11 protein-coding genes and 3 pseudogenes are annotated in these 19,974 nt (G+C 61.4%); all 14 read right to left on the bottom strand.

Features of this window, described 5'->3' with window-relative positions; translation table 11 throughout:
- Positions 1–732: a conjugal transfer protein TrbF gene (gene trbF, locus EOA16_RS24155; RefSeq protein ID WP_063169230.1), complete on the bottom strand. Its 732-nt coding sequence runs from the start codon at positions 730–732 to the stop codon at positions 1–3.
- Complete coding sequence (gene trbL, locus EOA16_RS24150; RefSeq protein WP_063169231.1) at positions 733–2,055, bottom strand: P-type conjugative transfer protein TrbL; 1,323 nt, start codon at positions 2,053–2,055, stop codon at positions 733–735.
- Positions 2,056–2,088: 33 nt separating this feature from the next.
- Positions 2,089–2,814 (bottom strand): P-type conjugative transfer protein TrbJ, encoded by a 726-nt coding sequence (gene trbJ, locus EOA16_RS24145; RefSeq protein ID WP_024502854.1) that lies wholly within the window; start codon positions 2,812–2,814, stop codon positions 2,089–2,091.
- The gene (gene trbE / locus EOA16_RS24140; RefSeq protein ID WP_063169232.1) at positions 2,811–5,261 is read right to left on the bottom strand and encodes a conjugal transfer protein TrbE; all 2,451 of its coding nucleotides are present in this window, start codon (positions 5,259–5,261) and stop codon (positions 2,811–2,813) included. The genes trbJ and trbE overlap by 4 nt, the downstream gene beginning before the upstream one ends.
- Positions 5,255–5,527: a VirB3 family type IV secretion system protein gene (locus tag EOA16_RS24135; protein ID WP_024502852.1), complete on the bottom strand. Its 273-nt coding sequence runs from the start codon at positions 5,525–5,527 to the stop codon at positions 5,255–5,257. The genes trbE and EOA16_RS24135 overlap by 7 nt, the downstream gene beginning before the upstream one ends.
- Positions 5,527–5,835, bottom strand: a complete 309-nt coding sequence (locus tag EOA16_RS24130; protein WP_024502851.1) for a TrbC/VirB2 family protein — start codon at positions 5,833–5,835, stop codon at positions 5,527–5,529. The genes EOA16_RS24135 and EOA16_RS24130 overlap by 1 nt, the downstream gene beginning before the upstream one ends.
- A 12-nt stretch (positions 5,836–5,847) precedes the next feature.
- Positions 5,848–6,816 (bottom strand): P-type conjugative transfer ATPase TrbB, encoded by a 969-nt coding sequence (trbB, locus tag EOA16_RS24125; RefSeq protein ID WP_024502850.1) that lies wholly within the window; start codon positions 6,814–6,816, stop codon positions 5,848–5,850.
- Positions 6,813–7,226 (bottom strand): CopG family transcriptional regulator, encoded by a 414-nt coding sequence (locus EOA16_RS24120; protein WP_063170364.1) that lies wholly within the window; start codon positions 7,224–7,226, stop codon positions 6,813–6,815. The genes trbB and EOA16_RS24120 overlap by 4 nt, the downstream gene beginning before the upstream one ends.
- Positions 7,227–7,342: 116 nt before the next feature.
- Entirely contained in the window at positions 7,343–9,367 is a 2,025-nt protein-coding gene (locus EOA16_RS24115; protein ID WP_063169233.1) for a conjugal transfer protein TraG, read from the bottom strand.
- 219 nt (positions 9,368–9,586) lie between these two features.
- The gene (locus EOA16_RS24110) at positions 9,587–13,114 is read right to left on the bottom strand and encodes a Ulp1 family isopeptidase (RefSeq protein WP_245456008.1); all 3,528 of its coding nucleotides are present in this window, start codon (positions 13,112–13,114) and stop codon (positions 9,587–9,589) included.
- Positions 13,115–13,947: 833 nt separating this feature from the next.
- Positions 13,948–16,254, bottom strand: coding sequence for a S9 family peptidase (locus EOA16_RS24105; RefSeq protein ID WP_063169235.1), 2,307 nt, complete (start codon positions 16,252–16,254; stop codon positions 13,948–13,950).
- Between the two features lie 667 nt (positions 16,255–16,921).
- Positions 16,922–17,153 (bottom strand): annotated as a pseudogene (locus tag EOA16_RS33315) (IS5/IS1182 family transposase); the annotation flags it as partial.
- An 86-nt stretch (positions 17,154–17,239) separates the two neighbouring features.
- Positions 17,240–18,284: pseudogene (gene fni, locus EOA16_RS24100) on the bottom strand (type 2 isopentenyl-diphosphate Delta-isomerase).
- 88 nt (positions 18,285–18,372) lie between these two features.
- Positions 18,373–19,266, bottom strand: a pseudogene (locus EOA16_RS24095) (hypothetical protein); the annotation flags it as partial.
- Positions 19,267–19,974: the final 708 nt, after the last annotated feature.

Below are 19,974 nucleotides of genomic sequence, written 5' to 3'. Positions count from 1 at the left end.
TTACCTTTCATTGGTGGACTCCGTCGGAGAAAGGGGGGTTGGGACGGCGCTGTCGAGCTCGCGTGACCAGTCAATGGCATTGATGAAGACGCCGAGCGGATTCTTGCGCAGCTGATCCGTATTGCTTGGCGAGCGAATCACGATCGTGAGGATCGCAGTCCAGCGCATCGTGCTGGCAAGGCTTCCGCGCTCAAACACCTGCTCGGTCCATTTGACCTGGAATGAACTTTCGGAGGCTCTGACCACGCTGGTGACCTGTACCGAAACACTGCGCGTTCCGATCTGACCGAAGGGGTCGTTCGCCTTGGCGTATTCGTTGAGGAAGAGCGCTGCGCGATCGCTAGCAAAGTCGTACGCTGCCAACCAGTTCTGCCGTACCAAAACCGGATCGGTGGAAACGGAACGGACATTCTGGATGAAGCGGCCGAGATGCCAGGCGATCTGAGCATCCGAGGGCTCATAATTCCGGATCGCCGGCGCGACGGCGCGCGTCTCGCCGAAGCCATCGACCTCGACGACATAAGGCACGACACGGCTTTGCATCGACTGCCATACGAGTCCGCCGGAAAGCCCGGTCGCCAAGGCCAGGCAGCCAAGGGCCATGATCCGCCAGTTCCTGGCCTGCAGTCGAGATGAGCCGATGCGCTCGTCCCACAGCTGGGCGGCTTTTTGATACGGCGTGACCGGTTCGGGTGTTTTGCCGTAACGGTGCACGGGTCGCTTGAAGAGCATCTAGTCATCCTTGTCGTTGAGAGAGGGGGTGGCGCTGCCTCCCGGCCGGTCTCCGTCTCGGACAGCTTGCATGGCAGCGTGGCGATTTGCACGGGCGGTCTGTTCAGAACGTAGGCGCCTTGCCCACGTCGGCGCCGAAACAGTGGCCGAACCGGCAGAGCGTTCGGTCATTGGCGCTGTCGGCGTGCCGCCGGTCGCGGTCCACGCGGCATCGCGCCCGGCATCGGCGTTGCGCCCAACACTTGCAGTGGCGGATCGCGCTATGCGTATAGCGGCGCCGCCAGCTGCACTGGTTACACCATGCATTCCAGCAGCCACACCGGAGAGGCCAGCGTCGGGCGAGGTTGCGCGCCCGATCTGCCATGACGTGGAAGCAGCCGATCCCATTGTTGTGCCGGCTCGGATGGCGGCGACACCGCCGCTGGTTGCCATACGCGCGCCAGCAAATGCTGTGCCTCCAGCAACGAGTGATACACCCGCTGCCGCCGCGGTCGTGCCGAGGGCGGCGCCCGCCCCAAGCTGCGGTGCGCCTGAGACAAGACCCGACGCGATCCCCGGCCCAAAAATGCCAAGGCCAAGCAATGCCAGTGCGCCCAGTACCTGGGACATGGCACCGGCAAGATCCGGCTCCTTGCCTTGCAATGCGGAAGCGAACTCCCCGAAGAGCGTGGAGCCGATACCGACAATGACGGCGAGCACCATCACCTTGATGCCTGACGAGATAACATGGCCGAGCACGCGTTCGGCCAGGAACGCTGAACGGTTCCAAAGTGCGAATGGAACCAAAACAAAACCTGCCAGCGTGGTGAGCTTGAACTCAAGGATGGTGATGAAAAGCTGGATGGAAAGGATGAAGAAGGCGATGATGACCAGGAACCAGGCCATCAGCAGCACGAAGATGGTCAGTGCGTTGCCGAAGATTTCCGGGAAGCCCAGGAGCTGACTGGCTTGGTCAAGCATTGGCCAAGCACCTTCGAAACCGGTCGCGGCAATGCGGCCCGGGCGCAAGAGATTGTCTGCCGACAGATTGCCGGCCGACGCCTTAATCCCGAGACCGGCAAAAGAACGATAAACGATATCGGCGAGGTTCTTGAAATTGTTCAGAATGAAGGCGAAGACGCCAACATAGAGCACCTTGCGGACAAGCCGGCCGAGAACGCTGGTTTCGTCGCCGAGCGCCCACGCCAGGCCGGCAAGTGTGATGTCAATGCCGATCAGAATGGTAGTGAGGAAGGCGAGGTCGCCCGATAGCAGACCGAACCCGCTGTCGATGTAGCGGATGAAGGTCTCCATGAAGCGATCGATGACGCCAAGGTCGTTCATGCCGCTGCCTTTCTCGTCGTGATGAACTCGTGATTAATTGCCGGGATAAGCCGAGCCGGTACCCAAGAATCGCTTCGTCATCTCGCGGGCGGCTTCGTCTGACTGGGCCTTGCGGGCGGCATCCTCGGCCTCAGCTCGAAACTGCGTTGCGAGCAGCGTCTGGATCTGCATCTGCTGTTTTGTCGAAAGCGCCATCAGCTGGTTGGTGGCCTGGCTTGCCTGAAGCGCACCGGCCGCCCCTTGGCTGCGGTTGACGAGATCGGCGAGCAGATCGCCGTCGGCGCGGACGTTCTCGACGATTTGCGACTGGACACCCATGGTCTGGCGGAACGCCTGCATGGCGGTTTGCCAACGCTCCCGCGCAGCACTCGCCACATCGCTGACTTTGATCGTGGCGTCGTAGCTTTCCGGATATTGGCTGCGCCACTGGTCTTGAAGCTTGCCCAGATCAAAGCTGAGGCCACTCGCCTGGTCCATCAAGCCGTCGATGCGATGGAGCGAACCGGTGAGTTGGCCAACGGAAGAGAAATCCAGACGCTGAAGATTGCGCGCCATGTTCTGCAGCATGGTCGCCTGATTCTGCAGCGACTGGATCTGGTTGTTGATCTGCTCCAATGCGCGCGCGGCCGTCAGCACGTTCTGCGCATAATTGGACGGATCGAACACGATAAGGGCGTAGGCGGGCTGCACATAGTCGGCCATAGGCTTGGCGATCAGGGAAACGGTGATCAGGCCGGAGAGAAGGCGTCGCCGCATCATGAGAATTGCTCCTTGTCTGGTTGAGGGAATTGCTTGAGAAGTTCGCCGGCCCAATCGAGGCCGCGCGCGATCAGGAACTGCGAGGCAAAGCTGCCTTGCCCGTCTTCGGACATGATCCTGTCGATCAGAGTCTGCGTGGCCGGATCGGAAGCACCGCAAAGCGCAAGAGCGATGGGGCCAAGCTCGAGCTCGAACAGACGGTTGCCGCGGCGCGATTGCAGATAATACTGACGCTTCGGCGTGGCGCGGGCGATCAATTCGATCTGCCGCTCGCTTAAACCGAAGCGCTCGTAGGCTGTGCGCGCCTGGGGTTCCACGGCACGATCATTGGGAAGGAAAATGCGCTGCGGGCAGCTTTCGATGATTGCCGGCGCTATGCCAGAGCCCGCGATATCAGCCAGCGACTGCGTAGCGAAGACAACCGACACGTTCTTCTTTCGCAGCACCTTCAGCCATTCGCGGATGCGGGCGGCGAACAGCGGATTGTCGAGATAGACCCACGCCTCGTCGAGCATGATCAGCGTGGGCCGTCCGTCGAACCGTTCCTCAAGTCGCTGGAACAGATAGGTAAGCACCGGCAGCAAAGCGCTTTGGCTGTGCATTAACTCCTCGGTCTCGAAACACTGCACATCCGACAAGGCCAGCCCATCATGATCGGCATCGAGCAGGCGGCCGAAGGGACCGTCGAGCGTGTAGGGCATCAATGCGGTCTTCAGCGCATTGGATTGAAGCAGGACCGAAAGACCGGTCAGTGTGCGTTCCTGCGCCGGCGCGGTGGCAAGGCTGGCCAGCGCTGACCAAATAGCCTCCTTCACCTCCGGCGTGACGGTGACGTTCTCGTGGGCAACAAGGCTGGCGATCCATTCGGCCGCCCAGCTTCGGCTAGCCTGGTCGTTGATGCTGCGCAGTGGCTGAAAGGCAAGGGAACCGTCCGCTCCTAGCGCGTGGTGTTCTCCACCCATGGCAAGTGTTGCAGCACGGGCCGAATTGCCTTTGTCGAAGACATAAACCTGGGCGCCGGCGTAGCGCCTGAACTGCAGAGCAATCAGAGCAAGCAGAACCGACTTGCCGGCGCCGGTCGGACCAACAACCAGCATGTGGCCGACATCTTCGACGTGGGTGGAAAGCCGAAACGGTGTCGACCCACTGGTCTCGGCAACGAAAAGCGGTGGCGCTTCGGTTTGGGTGACTTTCGCGAGATGCTCGTTTGTCGCAGGACCGGCCCAAACCGACGACAGCGGCATGAGATGGGCAAGGTTCAATGTATGAACGAGCGGTTGGCGAACGTTAGCGTAGACATGGCCAGGCAATGAGCCGAGCCAAGCCTCGACCGCATTGACGCCTTCTCGGATCGTGGTGAAGCCGAGCCCATTGATGATGCGCTCGACCGCGCGAAGCTTCTCTGCAGCGGCTTGGCGATCCTCGCCCCACACCGTCACGGTGGTGGTGAGATAGCCGAAACTCACATGATCACCGCCCAATGCCTGAAGGGCTTCGTCGGCATCGAGCGCCTTGTTGTCGGCATCGCTATCGACAAGCGGGACCGGCTCGTTGGTAATGACCTCGCGTAGGATTGCCACGATCGATTTGCGCTTGGCAAACCACTGCCGGCGCAATCGCGTCAGCGTCTTCGTGGCTTCCGTTTTCTCGAGCGGAATGAAGCGCGTCATCCAGCGATAGGCGAAATCCTGATGATTGAGGGTATCGAGGATTCCGGGCCGGGTGAGGTTCGGAAAGCCGAGGATGGTCAGTGTGCGAAGATGCTGCTCACCCAGCATCGGCTCCAGGCCACCGGTAAGCGGCGCATCGACCAGGATTGCATCCAGATATATCGGCGTTTCCGGGGCCATGATAGGATGGCGACGAGGCGAAATCGTGCCGTGGAGGTAGGTCAACGTCTGAGCATCATCGAGGACGCGTACTTCGGACATGAAACCCGAGAAGAGATCGAGCACGCGGTTGGTCTCGTCACGGAACCTCGCCAGATCCTGGCGCCAGTCTCTTTCTCCTCGGGAATAATGAGAGTCGACGAGCGTGCTTTCTGCGCGCGCCTGGGCGTCCGGCGGTGGCATAAACACCAAGGTCAGATGATAGCGGCTCTCGTAGTGCGCTACCTTCCCCTCGAAAGCAGCGCGGCGTTCTTCGTCGACCAGCCACGACGCGGCGTCAGGAAAATGCGAGTTCGGATAGCCCAGCGCTTCTGTGCGCTCGGCCTCAAAGAACAATGCCCAGCCAGAGCCAAGGCGTCTGAGAGCATTGTTCGCCCGGGCGCAAATGCCGACGAGTTCAGCCTCCGTCGCACTTTCGAGATCCGGGCCGCGGAACCGCAACGTCCGCTGAAAGCTGCCGTCCTTGTTGAGCACGATGCCGGGCGCCACCAAGGCAGCCCAGGGTAGATGGTCGGCAAGCCGGTCGGCTTTGCTTCGATATTCCGAAAGGTTCAGCATGCAAGCCACCCCTTCAGACGTAGGTGGCGCACAAGCACGCTGGCGAAGTCCGGATCGCGTCTTGCGGCAAACACCGCTAACGAGTGGCCTGCGATCCAAAGCACCAGACCAGCAATCCATTGCTGCAAGCCGAAGCCAATGGCCGCGGCCACTGTACCGTTGAGGATCGCCACCGCGCGCGGAGCCCCGCCGAGCAGGATCGGCTCGGTCAGCGCCCGGTGGACCGGTACTGCGAAGCCCTCGATATGCTGCTCCCCGGCGGCCATCAGACGAGCGCCCCACCACCGAAGGAGAAGAAGGAGAGGAAGAAGCTCGATGCCGCGAAGGCGATCGACAGACCGAAGACGATCTGAATCAGGCGCCGAAAACCACCGGCGGTGTCGCCGAAGGCAAGCGTCAGGCCGGTGGTGATAATGATGATCACCGCAACGATCTTGGCGACCGGTCCCTGCACGGACTCCAGGATCTGCTGCAGCGGCTGCTCCCACGGCATGCCGGAGCCGGCGGCATAAACCGGGGCCGTGATAAGAAACGCGAGCGCTGTGGACGAAAGAAAGCGAAGCTTCTTGCGCATGAGGAAGGCCTTTCAAAGCTGCTGGAGTTGCGAAAGCGTGAGCGGGGCAACGGCGTAATCGCCGCTGCCGTCGAGACCGGTGACCTCGGCGATTGCGTCGATGTGGCGCGACGAGCCGCGTCCCGCTATGAAGACGATCAGATCTATCGCCTCAGCGATGAGCCGGCGGGGAACGGTGACCACCGCTTCCTGGGCGAGTTGCTCAATGCGATAGAGAGCCGAGCGCGCGGAATTGGCGTGTACGGTAGCGATGCCGCCTGGGTGCCCGGTGTTCCATGCCTTCAGCATGTCGAGCGCTTCCGCGCCCCTCACCTCGCCCACGATGATGCGGTCCGGCCTGAGCCTCAGCGTCGAGCGCACGAGATCGGCAAGGGTGACCGAGCCCCGCCTTGTTCTCAGGGCAACGCAGTCCCTGGCCGCGCACTGCAGTTCGCGTGTGTCCTCGATCAGGATCACCCGATCGTCGCATTCGGCGACTTCAGCCAGCAGAGCGTTGGCGAGTGTTGTCTTCCCCGAGGAAGTGCCGCCGGCGATCAGCATGTTGCGCCGCTCGCGGACGGCCTTTTTCAGCGCATCGGCCTGCAGCGGCAGCATGATGCGTTCGGCAACATAGTCGGCCAGGGTGTAGACTTTCGCGGCGGGCTTGCGGATGGCAAAACATGGCGCCAACACCACAGGTGGCAGCAGGCCTTCGAAGCGTTCGCCAGACGGCAATTCGGCACTGACGATCGGGTTGTCGGCGTGCGCCTCGGCGCGCACGTGCGAAGCAACCAGGCGGATGATACGTTCTGCCTCGGACGGGTGCATGTGAACGTCGGTATCGACCCGACCTTCGCCTAACCGGTCGAGTCGCAGCGCGCCGTCGGGATTGACCATCACCTCGATGACGGACGGATCGGCCAGGGCTTCGGTGATTGCCGGACCCATGGCGGTGCGCAGCATGACACGCCGCCGGTGGTCGGCCTCGGGATGAGAGCTCATCCTTCCCCTCCCCCACCATTGTCTTTGCTAAGCGACTTTTTGCCGGAAGCGATCTGGCGGCCGACCTTCTCAACGAATTTCTCGAAACGCTCTTGGGCAATAGCCTGCGTTGCCCGATCCGGGACCGGCGTGTGGGCGTGAAGGGTGATCGAAAAGCGGATGAAGAGCGCCAGGCTCTCCAGGATCACCTCGGAATCGCGCCTGACGTGGGCAAGATCGCGGGAGAGCCGGTCAAGCCTTACGCCGTAGCGCCGATCGAACTCGCTCTCGCCACGCCGCTCGATGAACGCCTCGATCGCCTTCCCCACGATCGCTGATTTGGTCGTTGACGGATCGCGACTGAGGTTGTCCAGTTTCTCGCTGAGCTCCGGCTCAAGCAGAAACTGATGGCGAATGCGGTGCGGCTTCATGCGGATCGTTCCGACGGCCCGGCGTTGCGCCGGCGACGGGAGAAGCATCGGCCAGACGCTCAAAATTGCTTATGGCCGTTATCTACGCTGAGGTGCGCTCTGCAACTCAGCGGACTTCAGAAGCCGGGAATGACATCGTCGCCCCTGCCCTCGTTGATACCGTAGACGCGGGCCGCAGTGGAAATCCGATCCATGACACGCTTGTCCGCGAGCGCTTCGCTGTCATCGTCTGCGGGCTTGTACAGATCGGCCTGATCGGGCTCTTGAGAGACAACAACGTCTTCTTCGGGCAGGCTTGGATGGCGTTGCTGCTGAACGCCTCCCTCGTCTTCAACTGGCGCGTCGGCGCTTTCCTCGTCCGCAGCAAGTCGGCTATCGACGCTGCACACTTGTCCAGTCCAGCCGTCCGGGCGTGATGCAGGGCAGTCCGCATAGGGTCCGTCGTGCAGCACCGGCGCAGGCAGCACCCGATCTGTGAAATTCTGATCCTGATAATAGCGCAGCTTCTTGGCGCGGATCGGCGGCAACCCAGAAACCAGGACCAATTCGTCTGACGGCGGCAATTGCATCACCTCGCCTGGCGTCAGGAGCGGGCGCGCGGTTTCCTGGCGGCTCACCATGACATGTGAAAGCCAGGGCGCAAGCCGATGGCCCGCATAGTTGCGCATCGACCTAAGTTCGGTTGCGGTGCCGAGGGCATCCGAGATGCGCTTGGCCGTGCGTTCGTCATTGGAGGAAAAGGCAATTCGCACGTGGCAATTGTCGAGAATAGCATTGTTCTCGCCATAGGCCTTTGAAACCTGGTTCAAAGATTGTGCGATCAGATAGGAGCGAATGCCATAACCTGCCATGAAGGCGAGCGCCGTTTCGAAGAAGTCGAGGCGACCGAGCGCCGGAAACTCGTCCAGCATCATGAGCAGCTGATGCTTACGGCTCTTCTTCGGGTCCCCCTCCAGACGCTCCGTCAACCGCCTGCCGATCTGGTTCAAGATCAGTCGCACAAAAGGCTTGGTGCGCGAGATATCCGAAGGCGGCACGACCAGATAGAGCGACAGCGGTCGCTCTCCATCCACTAGGTCAGCGATGCGCCAGTCGCAGGACGAAGTGGCCGCCGCGACCGTTGGATCACGATAAAGCCCGAGAAAGGACATGGCGGTCGAGAGGACGCCTGAGCGCTCGTTTTCCGACTTGTTCAGGAGTTCGCGAGCCGCCGAGGCCACTACGGGATGGACCTGAGGGTTATGCCCCGTCCCGAGATGGTTTGTCGTCATCATCCGCCGTAGCGTTGCGGCAAACGAGCGTTGCGGGTCCGACAGGAAGGTGGCGACGCGGGCCAGCGTCTTGTCCTCTTCAGCGTAGAGCACGTGCAAAATGGCGCCAACTAGGAGTGAATGGCTGGTCTTCTCCCAGTGGTTCCGTCGCTCCAGCGCGCCCTCGGGATCGACGAGGATGTCGGCGATGTTTTGAACGTCCCGGATCTCATCTGGGCCTTTGCGCACCTCCAGCAGCGGGTTGTAGCGTGCCGATCTCGGGTCGGTCGGATTGAACAGAAGGCAGTACGAGAATTTCGACCGCCAGCCGGAGGTCAACTGCCAATTTTCGCCTTTTATATCATGAATGATGGCAGACCCGGTCCAGGAAAGTAGCGTTGGAACAACCAGCCCCACGCCCTTGCCCGAACGCGTCGGCGCAAATGCCATGACGTGCTCCGGGCCGTCATGGCGCAGATAGCGATCGTTCAGCCTACCGAGGAAAACGCCCGCCGGCCGTAACAACCCTGCCGTCTCGACCTCATGAGTCGTGGCCCACCGTGAAGACCCATAGGTCGTAACCGACCCGCGCTGTCGCGCGCGCAAAAGCGAGCCAGCGATTGCGGCGGCACAACCCAGGAATCCGCTGGCGCCTGCAAGCGTACCGGCTTTGTCGAAGACCTCCGGCGCATAAGCATCGAAGTGGAACCACCATTCAAACAGCTTCCACGGCTTGTAGATTGGCCAGCCGGCGAAGAGAAACCATGGTGCGCCGAGAGGCGTCTGGTAGGTCAGCATTTGAGCGCACCATTGGGTTGCCGTCCATACGCCGATAATGACAATTGCGCACACAACGGCGATCTGCCCGATCAGTAGCTTCGTAGGTGTCATCGGCTTGGCCCGCTGAACAACGCGACCTAGCATCGCGCGGCGCAGCCGGGACAGGAATGTTCCTCACATACGATTTGGGAGCAATGAACGACTTCCTACGTATGCAGGTCGGTCAGCACGCGTGTTGCGCCTTCACGCGACACCATCCGCCACTCCATCCTTTCCATTCACCCTGAGGCCCGGCGCCGCCGACAGTTGCGTGACCGCTCCTCCGCAAAGTTATCTTCTGCGTTCAGGGAGCCACGGCGCCTGGGCTGGCTGATGAACACCGTCCGCTCGCGCATGTGGGGTCGAATTGATTTGTGCCCAAGTGGAGGCAGGCTCGTCTTCCAACAGTTGCCGCAGTTCCCCTGGCTCGAACGCCATCATCGGTGGGGAAGCGGGTTCATCCTCCAACAGTTGCCGCAGTTCCCCTGGCTCGAACGCCATCATCGGTGGGGAAGCGGGTTCATCCTCCAACAGCTGCCGCAGTTCCCCTGGCTCGAACGCCATCATTGGTGGGGAGGCAGGCTCGTCCTCCAACAGTTGCCGCAGTTCCCCTGGCTCGAACGCCATCATTGGTGGGGAGGCAGGCTCGTCCTCCAACAGTTGCCGCAGTTCCCCTGGCTCGAACGCCATCATTGGTGGGGAGGCAGGTTCGTCCTCCAACAGTTGCCGCAGTTCCCCTGGCTCGAACGCCATCATTGGTGGGGAGGCAGGCTCGTCTTCCAACAGTTGCCGCAGTTCCCCTGGCTCGAATGCCATCATCGGTGGGGAGGCGGGTTCATCCTCCAGCAGCTGCCGCGGCTCTTCCTCGTGCGGCAAGCGCCTCCTTAGCCGGTCTTGCAGCGCCTGCCGATCGGCAACGAGGTTGTCGAGGGGCAGCGGCTCGTGGTCTGGCCGCTGCCCTTTCACCAATCGTTCAACCAGCGCCCACGTGCCCTCCAGGACAAATACGCCGCAATCATAATGGTTCGTCTGTCTGGCCATGGGGGCTGGCGCCAAGGTGGCATTCAGCAGTCCTGCGAGCTGTTTTGCAGGCACGTCGTTATATCCCTCTCGCTGGAGGGAGTCGTAGTGATAGGCGAACCGCCTTTCCGGGTCGCGGCGATCAACGAGCAGCAGCGACCAATGGGTGCCGGGGCTAGTAGCCGTGCCATTATTCACTGGCAAGAACAGGAAGTCGGCTGTGGCGTTGTTTTGATTATAGATGGACTGCAATATGCCTCGAGCGTCTTGCGGCGACGTGTGTCGCAGTAGATGGGATACGGAAGGATCCACCAGCCGAGTCCGGGCAGCGAGCGCCGGATTGATCCCCTGCAGTTGCCCCTCCAGCAAATTGTAATCTCTCTGGATATGGGCGTCGCTCAGCCATTCGGCGGCGCCGAGCACCCGCCCCGTTGCAACGTTGGACGGGGCTGTCGGATCGAGCGCCCCGATCTGAGCCCCAGAGGAACTGGTAGTCAGTGTGGTCACATCAACCAGTGGAAGGCCGCGGTAGGTGCCTGGCAGCCTAGCGGTTGCTGGCGAGGCGGGTTGGGGAGCTCTTGCCGGTGCCGCTGGCCCAGCTTCAGCAGCGGCCCCAACGCGCCTGGTGACTGCGTCTGCCGGATGAGCAGAAAGGACAGTTTCGCGCCCGAGCACAATGCGCGGCAGGATATCCCGGAGGTGAGCCAATGCAGAACTGATACTTAGCCTATTACCATAGGAGACAGCCTTGAAGCTCTCAACATCTTTATCCAGCGATTTGTCGTGAATCCGAGCCGCAATCCCAAGCTTGTTATTTTGACGCAGGTACTGACTAAAATGTCTAAGAAAATTTGTATAGCCGCCCACGGTATCTGGATTCCGTCCGGTCGCAGGCGCTGCCAGGTACTCCTTGGTCGAAGCGGCTCTGTAATTTCTAATGAGCTCGGCATCGTCAGGATAGGGGATCACGACAGGGCGAGCCATAATCGGGGCTCCGCCTGTCGACTTCTTGAGGTAACGCAGTGCGCCAGCCACGGTGGAGGAACCACCCGTACTCTCGTACTCCTTGAGATCCTGATCCAGCGACGAATGGTAAAGCCGAGCAGCAAACCCTGGCTTGTTGTTTTGAAGGAGCCACCGACTAAAGCCGAAAAGAGAATTTACATTGTAAGTGACCGTGTTCGCTTTGGCCTTACCCGCGTGGAATGCTGCCCTCAGCCCTTCGATAGCGGTCGCATCGTTGGAATAGACAGGACGCTTGTCGGCACCGTCGGGGACTACAATTGGACGATCCGGCTGCACTGTCGAGGGCATCGACCCACCACCTCCGGGATGCGGTGCTGGGGTGGATTCGTGCTCATCCCTCTGCCTGACGAGCTGCGCCTCACATTCCGGTGTAGCCACCTCATGAGGATCCTGCATCGGTTCGATCCCCTCCATCTCCTGCTGCAACCAAGCCAAAGCTTGGCGAGCGGCCTGCGCGGCTTCATCAACCGCGGAGGATGTCTCCACACCTCTGGCGGACGCCGGCAGAGCCTGCTCCGCCCGCCGTCGAAAGAGCTCTGGCGAGGCGGATTTCTCCGCCCACAATCTGGGCTGCGTAGCGAGTCCCCGTCCAGATTTATGTGGCACCGCCTCGCTTGGCAGCGGGCTGCTCCTGTCCCGTGCAGCTACCAGCTCCTCCGGGGCGCCCTGGTCGCCGTGGCGCCAGTTCAAGTGAGGGACGGCCTCTCCAAAGTCGGGCGCTTGGTGTTGGTGCGCGGTTGGGGCGAGAGACAATGGTAGATCGGTGCCCTCCTTATAACCTACCGGCAGGAGCTCCTCTGGCCAATCGAATCCCTGCTGTGGTGCGGTATGCTGAGCAGCGTCGCCACGGGGACGAGCCTCCATGCTGACCGCGTTTTCCAGATGATTCCCGAGTATAACGCGCGGCGGGTTCTTGCGGAGATAAACCAGCGCAGATTCGATCGGAGCTCCACCATTAGAGGAGGCGGCCTTGTAGCTCTCAACATCTTTATCCAGCGATTTATCGTAAATGCGACCCGCAATTCCGAGCTTGTCATTTTGACGTAGGTAATGACTGAAATGGTTAAGAGCAGTTGCGTAGCCGCTCGCGGATCTGAAATGTCTGGTGAGCGCGGCGTCGTCAGGATGGGGGTTCAGGACAGCGCGACCCACAATCGGGCCGGCTCCGCCCATCGACTTCATCAATTGACGCAGTGCGCCAGCCACGGTGGAGGAACCACCCCTACTCTCGTACTCCTCGAGATCCTGGCTCAGCGACGGATGGTAAAGCCGAGCAGCAAGCCCTGGCTTGTTGTTTTGAAAGAGCCAACGACTAAAGCCGAAAAGAGAATTTGTGCTGCGAGTGACCGTGTCCGGCCTGGCTTTACCCGCAAGGAGTGCTGACTTCAGCCCTTCGATGGCGGTGGCATCGTTGGAATAAACAGGACGCTTGTCGGCACCGTCGGGGACCACAATTGGACGATCCGGCTGCACTGTCGAGGGCATCGACCCGTCGAGATGCGGTGCTGGGGTGTATTCGTGCTCGTCCCCCTGCATCACAAGTTGCGCCTCCCGTTCCGATGTACCCACCTGATCGGTGGGGAGTTGCATCATCACGCGAGCGCCTGAGTTGCCAACCTCACCTGGTTGCCGCTCAGTGACAGCATGCTGCAGATTGCTTTGGATCCTCTGCCTCTTCGTTGGTCTCAACTCACCTTTACCATGCGAGCCATTGACGAGGACCTCCTCGCCTAGCGCACCCATCAACTCGTCCGCCGCCTGCAGTTCGCCCAAGTGCTGCTCAAAACCGGCTTGGCCGGCCTGTCCGCTTGCTCGTGCGGTACGGCGTGCTGCACCTGCAGCCAAGCTGCCACGATGAATGTCTAGTTTGTACGGGTGCACGCTATCCTCACTTCCACAGATCACATGAGCAACCTACTCAGGCAAGCTTTCGAGAGGCTGACGAGGTCCGCCGCCGCGGAAGGCGAAGGCTGGTTTTCTGCTCAGCGGTTGACGGCCTCGCGTGTTGCGGCCGCGCCGGGTATCACGCCAATCAATCTGAATAGTCGATGCGTCAAACGAACCAGGATGGGATTTTCGTAGCGGGGCTGCTCTACTCACTCTTGTCCTGAGGGCAGAATTCAACCATATCGCCGAGCAACTGGATGCCGATTGGATACCCGATCCGGAAAGCTTCAGCTCATATGTGACGCGAGGATGAGAATCGTGGCAGCTCCAGACCGACGGGCTGCCACCCACAGCGGCGATGACCGACGAGGGTCTTCTATTGCCAAGGCAATCGTCCGTTCGGGGACCTATGTGTTCCAATGCTCGTCGAGCGGATCGGTGGGCCGCACCGCCGTAGCGTTACGGCGAGCGGAAGCGGCGTTGGGTGCGGCTTTTCCCCTGAACGCTTCACACCAGGCTGATAGGGGATCTTGCAATCGCACACACGCGGTCTGCAGGCGTGCCTATCAAGCAGTTTGCTCAGACCAACGTCGCGGCGAGCCGATCCTCAATACGCAGCGCAAGTCCTAGACTCCACGATCGTCCTTCGGTGCAGATTTGCTCGCGCCTCGCCCTGATTACAGCTGATAAGGCGAGCTAACAATTGCAAGAGCCACAAGCTATTCCAGCTCGATCGGTTTGGTGTTCCAGTCGGGCGGGGTCTGACCGAGAATGTTGCGAACGAAGAAGTCTAGGAGTTTGCGCTCGGTGTAGGTGCCTAGAGTATGGTGATTGGCACCAGGAACGTAGACCATGTCAAAATCTTTTCCTGCCTTGATGAGTCGATCGGCAAGCTGGAACGAGCAAAACGGATCGACATTATCATCCATTTCGCCGACCGCGATCATCAGCTTGCCCTGCAGCCTGTGAGCATTGTCAACGGCGGAGGATTGCGAATATTCAATGCCGACCGGCCACCCCATCCAAAGTTCGTTCCACCAGGTCTTGTCTATCCTGTTGTCGAAGCAGCCGTTTTTGGCGACGGCGACCTTGTAGAAATCGGGGTGAAAGAGCAGCGCGCTGACTGCACTCTGGCCGCCGGCGGATGCGCCAAAAATGCCGACGTTGGATATGTCGTACCATGGATATTGCGCGGCCGCCGCCTTGTGCCACAGAATGCGATCGGGAAATCCTGCGTCCTTCAGATTCTTCCAAGCAACATCATGGAAGGCGCGGGAGCGGTTGTTGGTGCCCATGCCGTCGATCTGAGCAACGACGAAGCCCAGCTGCGTGAGCGGCTCTGTCCACCGCGAGAAGGATTTTGGGACGAAGGAGCCGTGGGGTCCAGCATAGATATTCTCCACAACCGGGTATTTCTTCGTCGGGTCGAAGTTGGCTGGCAGGTGGAGCACGCCCCAGATGTCAGTTTTGCCGTCGCGCCCCTTGGAATGGAAACTGAGCGGCGGCTGCCAGCCTGCGGCGACGAGCTCAGAAATGTCGGCCGTCTCGATCTGCTGGAGCTTGGCATTGTCGCTGGCGCGGTAGAGTGCCATGCGCGGGGGCAGATCGATGCGTGACCAGAGATCGACATAATAGCGCCTGTCAGGCGAGAACTCGATATGGTGGTTGGCCGGTTCGGGCGTCAGTGCAGTCAGTCCCTTGCCGTCAAAGCCGATGCGGTAAGCATGGACCCAATAGGGGTCCTCCTGCGAGTTCATCCCGCTCGCCTCGAACCAGATCTGACGCTTGACCGGATCGACATGGTTGACCCTCCGGACGACCCACTCACCTCGCGTGATCTGGTTTTCGAGCGCGCCTGTCCGGCCGTTGAAAAGATACAAATGCTCATACCCGTCGCGCTCTGATGCCCAGATGATCTCCTTCCCGTCATCGACATCGTAACGGAAGATTTTTCCGGCATCCTCCTGGCCATGCCCCAGCGGCAAATAATCAACGAATGTCTCGCTGGTCTCATCGATCAGGGAGCGCCCGCGGCCCGAGGCGGCGTCTACCTCGACCAGGCGATAAAGCTGATGCCCGCGCTGGTTATATTCGAAAGTGAAGCCGCGGCTGTCCGCCCACCACCGGAGAGGGGAAAGTTCGAAGACGTTCGAGAAGAGGGCACCGTCAATCACGATCTGGCGCCGGCCGGCAATGTCGAACAGGACTGGCTGGGGCAGCGGAAGGACATCGCCCGGCCTGGGATAGAATTTTGTTGAATATTCCCGCTCCAACTGGTCCGTCGAAGAATTGAGGTAGCGGACCTCTCGCCTATAGCCGGGGCGAACAAGGTAAGCGGCGAGGTGGCGCGAGTCCGGCGACCAGCTCAGCGTCGAAAAGACGTAGCAATTGCCTTCGGCTCCGTCCCGGCTCAGAGGAACATCCTGCAATCCGTCCTCGCTGCGCAGGAAAACGTTGCAGTTCTTGATATAGGCGATCCATTTGCCGTCGGGCGACGCGTTGCTCTTGTCGGGGTTGTTCTCCGCTGGCGGCGTGTAGCGGTGGCTGAGCTCCCTACGGTCCCCTTTCCTTGCATCGAATGTGGTGCTGGTACAGTCATAGCTTGCAAGGTCGCAGCTCCACCGGGTGTCTTCAATCTGGAAGTCGAGCCTGCGACCATCCTCACTCAGTTCGAAACGGTCGAACGGAAGATTGCCGGCTTGATAGCTCTCATGGCTCACCTTGTTTAGCGCTGCCGCCAGACGCGCCTGATCGAAAGCGGGCCGCTTGAAACCCGTGGCAGCATCGACCTGCATGAACTGCTGCTCGCCGTGGCTAGTCCGGCGGTAGACGAAGGCTTCACCCCCGGTCAGCCAGAAAGGCATTTTGGGGACATTGACAGTGAGCCCGCCATATCGATCGTTGATCGTAAGTGCGCGCTTGAAATCGGCCGGCGCTAGCGTCGGGTGTAAACTTTTCGAACCCTTGGCCAGCGTCTGAGTTGCCGATCGCCATGCGGCGCGCGTCAAAGCGCCGATCCTGGACATACCTGTTCACTTCTTTCGGTTTTCGGAATGCTAATTTTGAAGTTGGGTTCTCGTCGCCGGTCTGCAGCAGCGCCGAAGCGTCGCCTTGGAGGAGAGCCAGCACGCGGGTGCAGCCAGGCACGCGCAACAGGGGCGCTCCTTGGACATCCAGGCACTGGTTCGGGTGCCGATTGAAGAGTTGGCGTCCGCCGCCGAAACAACCAGGAAAGAGCGTCCATGCAGCCCTGACGCGACTATTTCCCCGCGAGTATGGCCGCTTGCTTTTCTGCATCATCTGAAAGGTCCTGCTCTAGTCGGGCCGGATGTCACCCCGGCAGAAATCATTGTGCTATTTCGACAATCTCCGAGCGATTGCCGCCGGCCCATGACGAGGTTTACCGATAGGGCGCAATATGCGTGCCAAAGGAAAAGCGGTTTAAATACACGGCAATCCGCCTATGTCGCATCCCCAACATCGTCGCACACCGGACAATGCCGGACGAAATTGTCCCGGGGCGTCAAATTGGTTTGATGGTGACCCAAGGAGTTCTGGCTTTATCTGAGGCGTTCGGCCTTTTTCGAAAGCCGGACTCTTCGCGCGTTTCCGACGGCCCGAAGCGCCTGATCAAAGCTGACGGCATTCCCGGGTCTTGGCCTTGCCACAGCAGCACCTGCTGCATCAATTCCGACGGACGCTGTAGAACACCTGCAACACACGGCCCGCAGCAATTTCTCCGGCGCAACGCTGGGGCGACCGCCTTTGGCACTGCAGGCGTACATGCCGGAAAGGATGCCGTCTAGCCGCACCAGCGCTCCATTGATCATCAGCCGGTGCGGGCACCAGGATGACCGGCTGGAACGAAATCTTCCAACCGCTTCATCGTGAACAGCTGCTCCATGAACACATCGCTCCCGTCAATCGAGCCGTCTCGCCAGGGGGATCAATAGTCTGTCTTTGGCGTAGGTATTTCAGCAGCCTGCTGTTAGCGTGCGGACGACGCCGACATCAACCGGCGGACAAATGCGACGAGGGCAACAAGCGCGCCTGACGCAACGCCGCCAGATCAGCCGAGCCCGTGCAGAAGCAGGCGACGGCCAACTGGCGGATGACGATCTCGAAATGCGCGACAACGGCCCCGGTGGACACTGTCGCCGCGCCCAGCACGCTGGCCGCCTGCCCGGCGATGTCCGCGCCCAGGCGGATGGCCTTGGCCACGTCGACGCCATCGCGGATCCCGCCCGACGCGATCAGCTTCACCGTTGGCAGCGCCCGACGCACCGCCTGCACGCTGGTCAGGGTGGAATCCCCCAATCGGCGAATGACATCGCCACTGCACGGTCGGCGGCATTGCGGGCGCGCTCGCCCTCCACTGCGGCCCAACTGGTGCCGCCGGCGCCGGCGACATCGATTACCGCCACGCCCGCCTCGACGAGCGCACAGGCACCGAGGCGGACAGGCCCGCCCCCACTTCCTTGGCCACCATCGGCACGCCCACGATGCGCGCGGCGCCAGCGATCAGCGCCAGGACGCCGCGCCAGTTCGCGGTCGCCCTCCGGCTGTACCGCTTCCTGCAGCGGATTGAGATGGACGATGAGCCCATCGGCCTCCAGCGCGTCCACCGCGCGACGCGCCAGGTCCAGGCCGTCGGCCTCCCGCAGTTGCGCGGCGCCGATATTGGCCAGCAAGGGAATGTCTGGCGCCAGGCGGCGCAGCGCGCGCGTTAGCCCCTGGGAGTTGCGGGATTGCAGGCTCACACGCTGCGAACCGCACATGGCGATCCCCAAGGCTTGCGCTGCCTCGCTCAAATGCCGGTTGATGGCCTCGGCCCGTGGCATGCCGCCGGCCATAGAGCTGATCAGCAGCGGCGCGCGCATAGCCTTGCCCAGCAGCGAGGCGCGCAGGTCGATCTGCGTCAGGTCCAACTCGGGCAGTGCGCAGTGTTCGAGATGGATGTACTCCCAGCCAGCGGCCACCGTGGCCGGCGCCGTTCGCCGATCCAGCACGATGTCCAGATGTTCGTCCTTCCCCGGCTCAGGGCGGTGTCGCTCATGCTCGCTCCATCCGTAGCAGCGGGCGACGGCGTTGCGTCGGATCGAACCGACGGCAGCGCGCCCAAGCCGCCGCCTCCGGCGCGTCCAGGCCGACGCACGCTGGCCTCCCCCTGCAGCGTCGCTGCGATAGCGGCTGGTCGAAGTCTGGTAGTACTGCGCGCGGATCGCCGCCATCGCCTCGATCAACGGTCCCCACGGCGCGGGAAAGCATTCTTCCGCCATCACCCGGTGCAGCATGCGCGTATGGCCGGCCAACTCGTCGTTGAGGAACTCAACCACAGGCATAGCCGGATAGCGCTGCAGAAGCAGGATCGCCGCGTTATCGCCGGCCGACCTGTCCTTGTCGCGTCCATGCAGATCGTTCTGCAGGCGCCCTATCACTGAGATGAGCCGCAGGACCTGGCGAAACGCTGGACGCGCGCGCAAGGTCGCCATGTCCAGCCCCCACAGCAGCGACAGGCAACAGAACACGGTCCCGTAAGCGATCGAATCGATGCCGTTGTGCAGGTACTCGGCGTAAGACCAGCGTCGCGCCCCTGCCGCCTGCGCGTGTCCGGCGCGCAGCGCCGCGCAGTAGCACCGGGTATAGTCGAGAAGCCGAGCATAGTCGTGACGATCGTAAGCGAGCGCAGCCAGCGAAGCGCGCAGCTGAGCGCAGCCCTCGAATCCGGAGAGCACGCACGGTACGCCGTGCCCCAGCGCCTGCTCCAGGGCGGCGAGCTGCTCCGGCGCGATCAGGCCAACGTCGTTGCAATCGTCTAGCCAGAACAGCAGCGCCAGTTCGCGATAGAACGCCACGATCAGCGTTTCGTCCTGCGGATCGCGGCCGGTGCGGGCGCTGGTGTCGCGCAGGCTCGGGTGAATGCGTTGCAGGATATACTGGCCGCCCCTTACCGCTTCCTCAGCATGCTCATCCGCGAAACCGGTCAGGGCACGCCCCCACTCAAGCACCTGCTGCAGCGCGCGTTCGGTCTGGATCATGGCGCCGCCCCTGCTCCCTCGGCTACGACGCGCCGCCCACAACGAAGCGCCAGCCACAACCCGGCGAGACCGCATCTCCGCGCCATAACGGCGATCGCGAAGTTATCGATCCGATTGCCAGTTGCTGATGCAAGCTCTTGTGAACGGCCGTTAGGACCGGCCCGCAGCCTCGCCGGCAGTATCGAGCAATCCGCTTGCGCCGGCTCGCCATAGCAGGCGAGGACGGCAAGGTCGCCGGCGGCAAACGCACGCGAGCACATTGCAAGCGACATCCGCGAACGCGGCGCCGACTGGTCAGCCTCCGCCTCGGTGCCCGCATATGTCCGCGAGTCGAGCAGCGCCTTCGCCACGAAATGAGCAGAACGCCTTACGAGCATCGACCGCCGGCTGCTGCGCATGCGCGATGATGAGGCATGGTCTCGCAGCGGACCCGTTCCGACAGATGCTGCACCAGGGACGAGGCGACCTTATCCAACAAGGCACCACTTGCGCTGTTTGTGGAGACGAGCGTCGGCTGCATCCATGCGGCTGCTTGAGTGGTGAAGACTCTGAACGACGGTTCCTACGGCGCTGCCGGCGCAATCGGCTGCTTGGGGGACGCGTGACGCAGTCAAAGCTCCCCTTGCCAAGCACGGAGCAGGCGAGTGAGAGAGCAGATGAATAGGCGTGTCGCCAATATTTTTGCATTGCTCTAATCGATTATAGTTG

It is taken from the genome of Mesorhizobium sp. M7A.F.Ca.US.008.03.1.1, assembly GCF_003997495.1.
Lineage (GTDB): Bacteria > Pseudomonadota > Alphaproteobacteria > Rhizobiales > Rhizobiaceae > Mesorhizobium.
The sequence above is the reverse complement of the archived record's forward strand: the minus strand, read 5'-3'. Positions and strand labels throughout refer to the sequence as shown.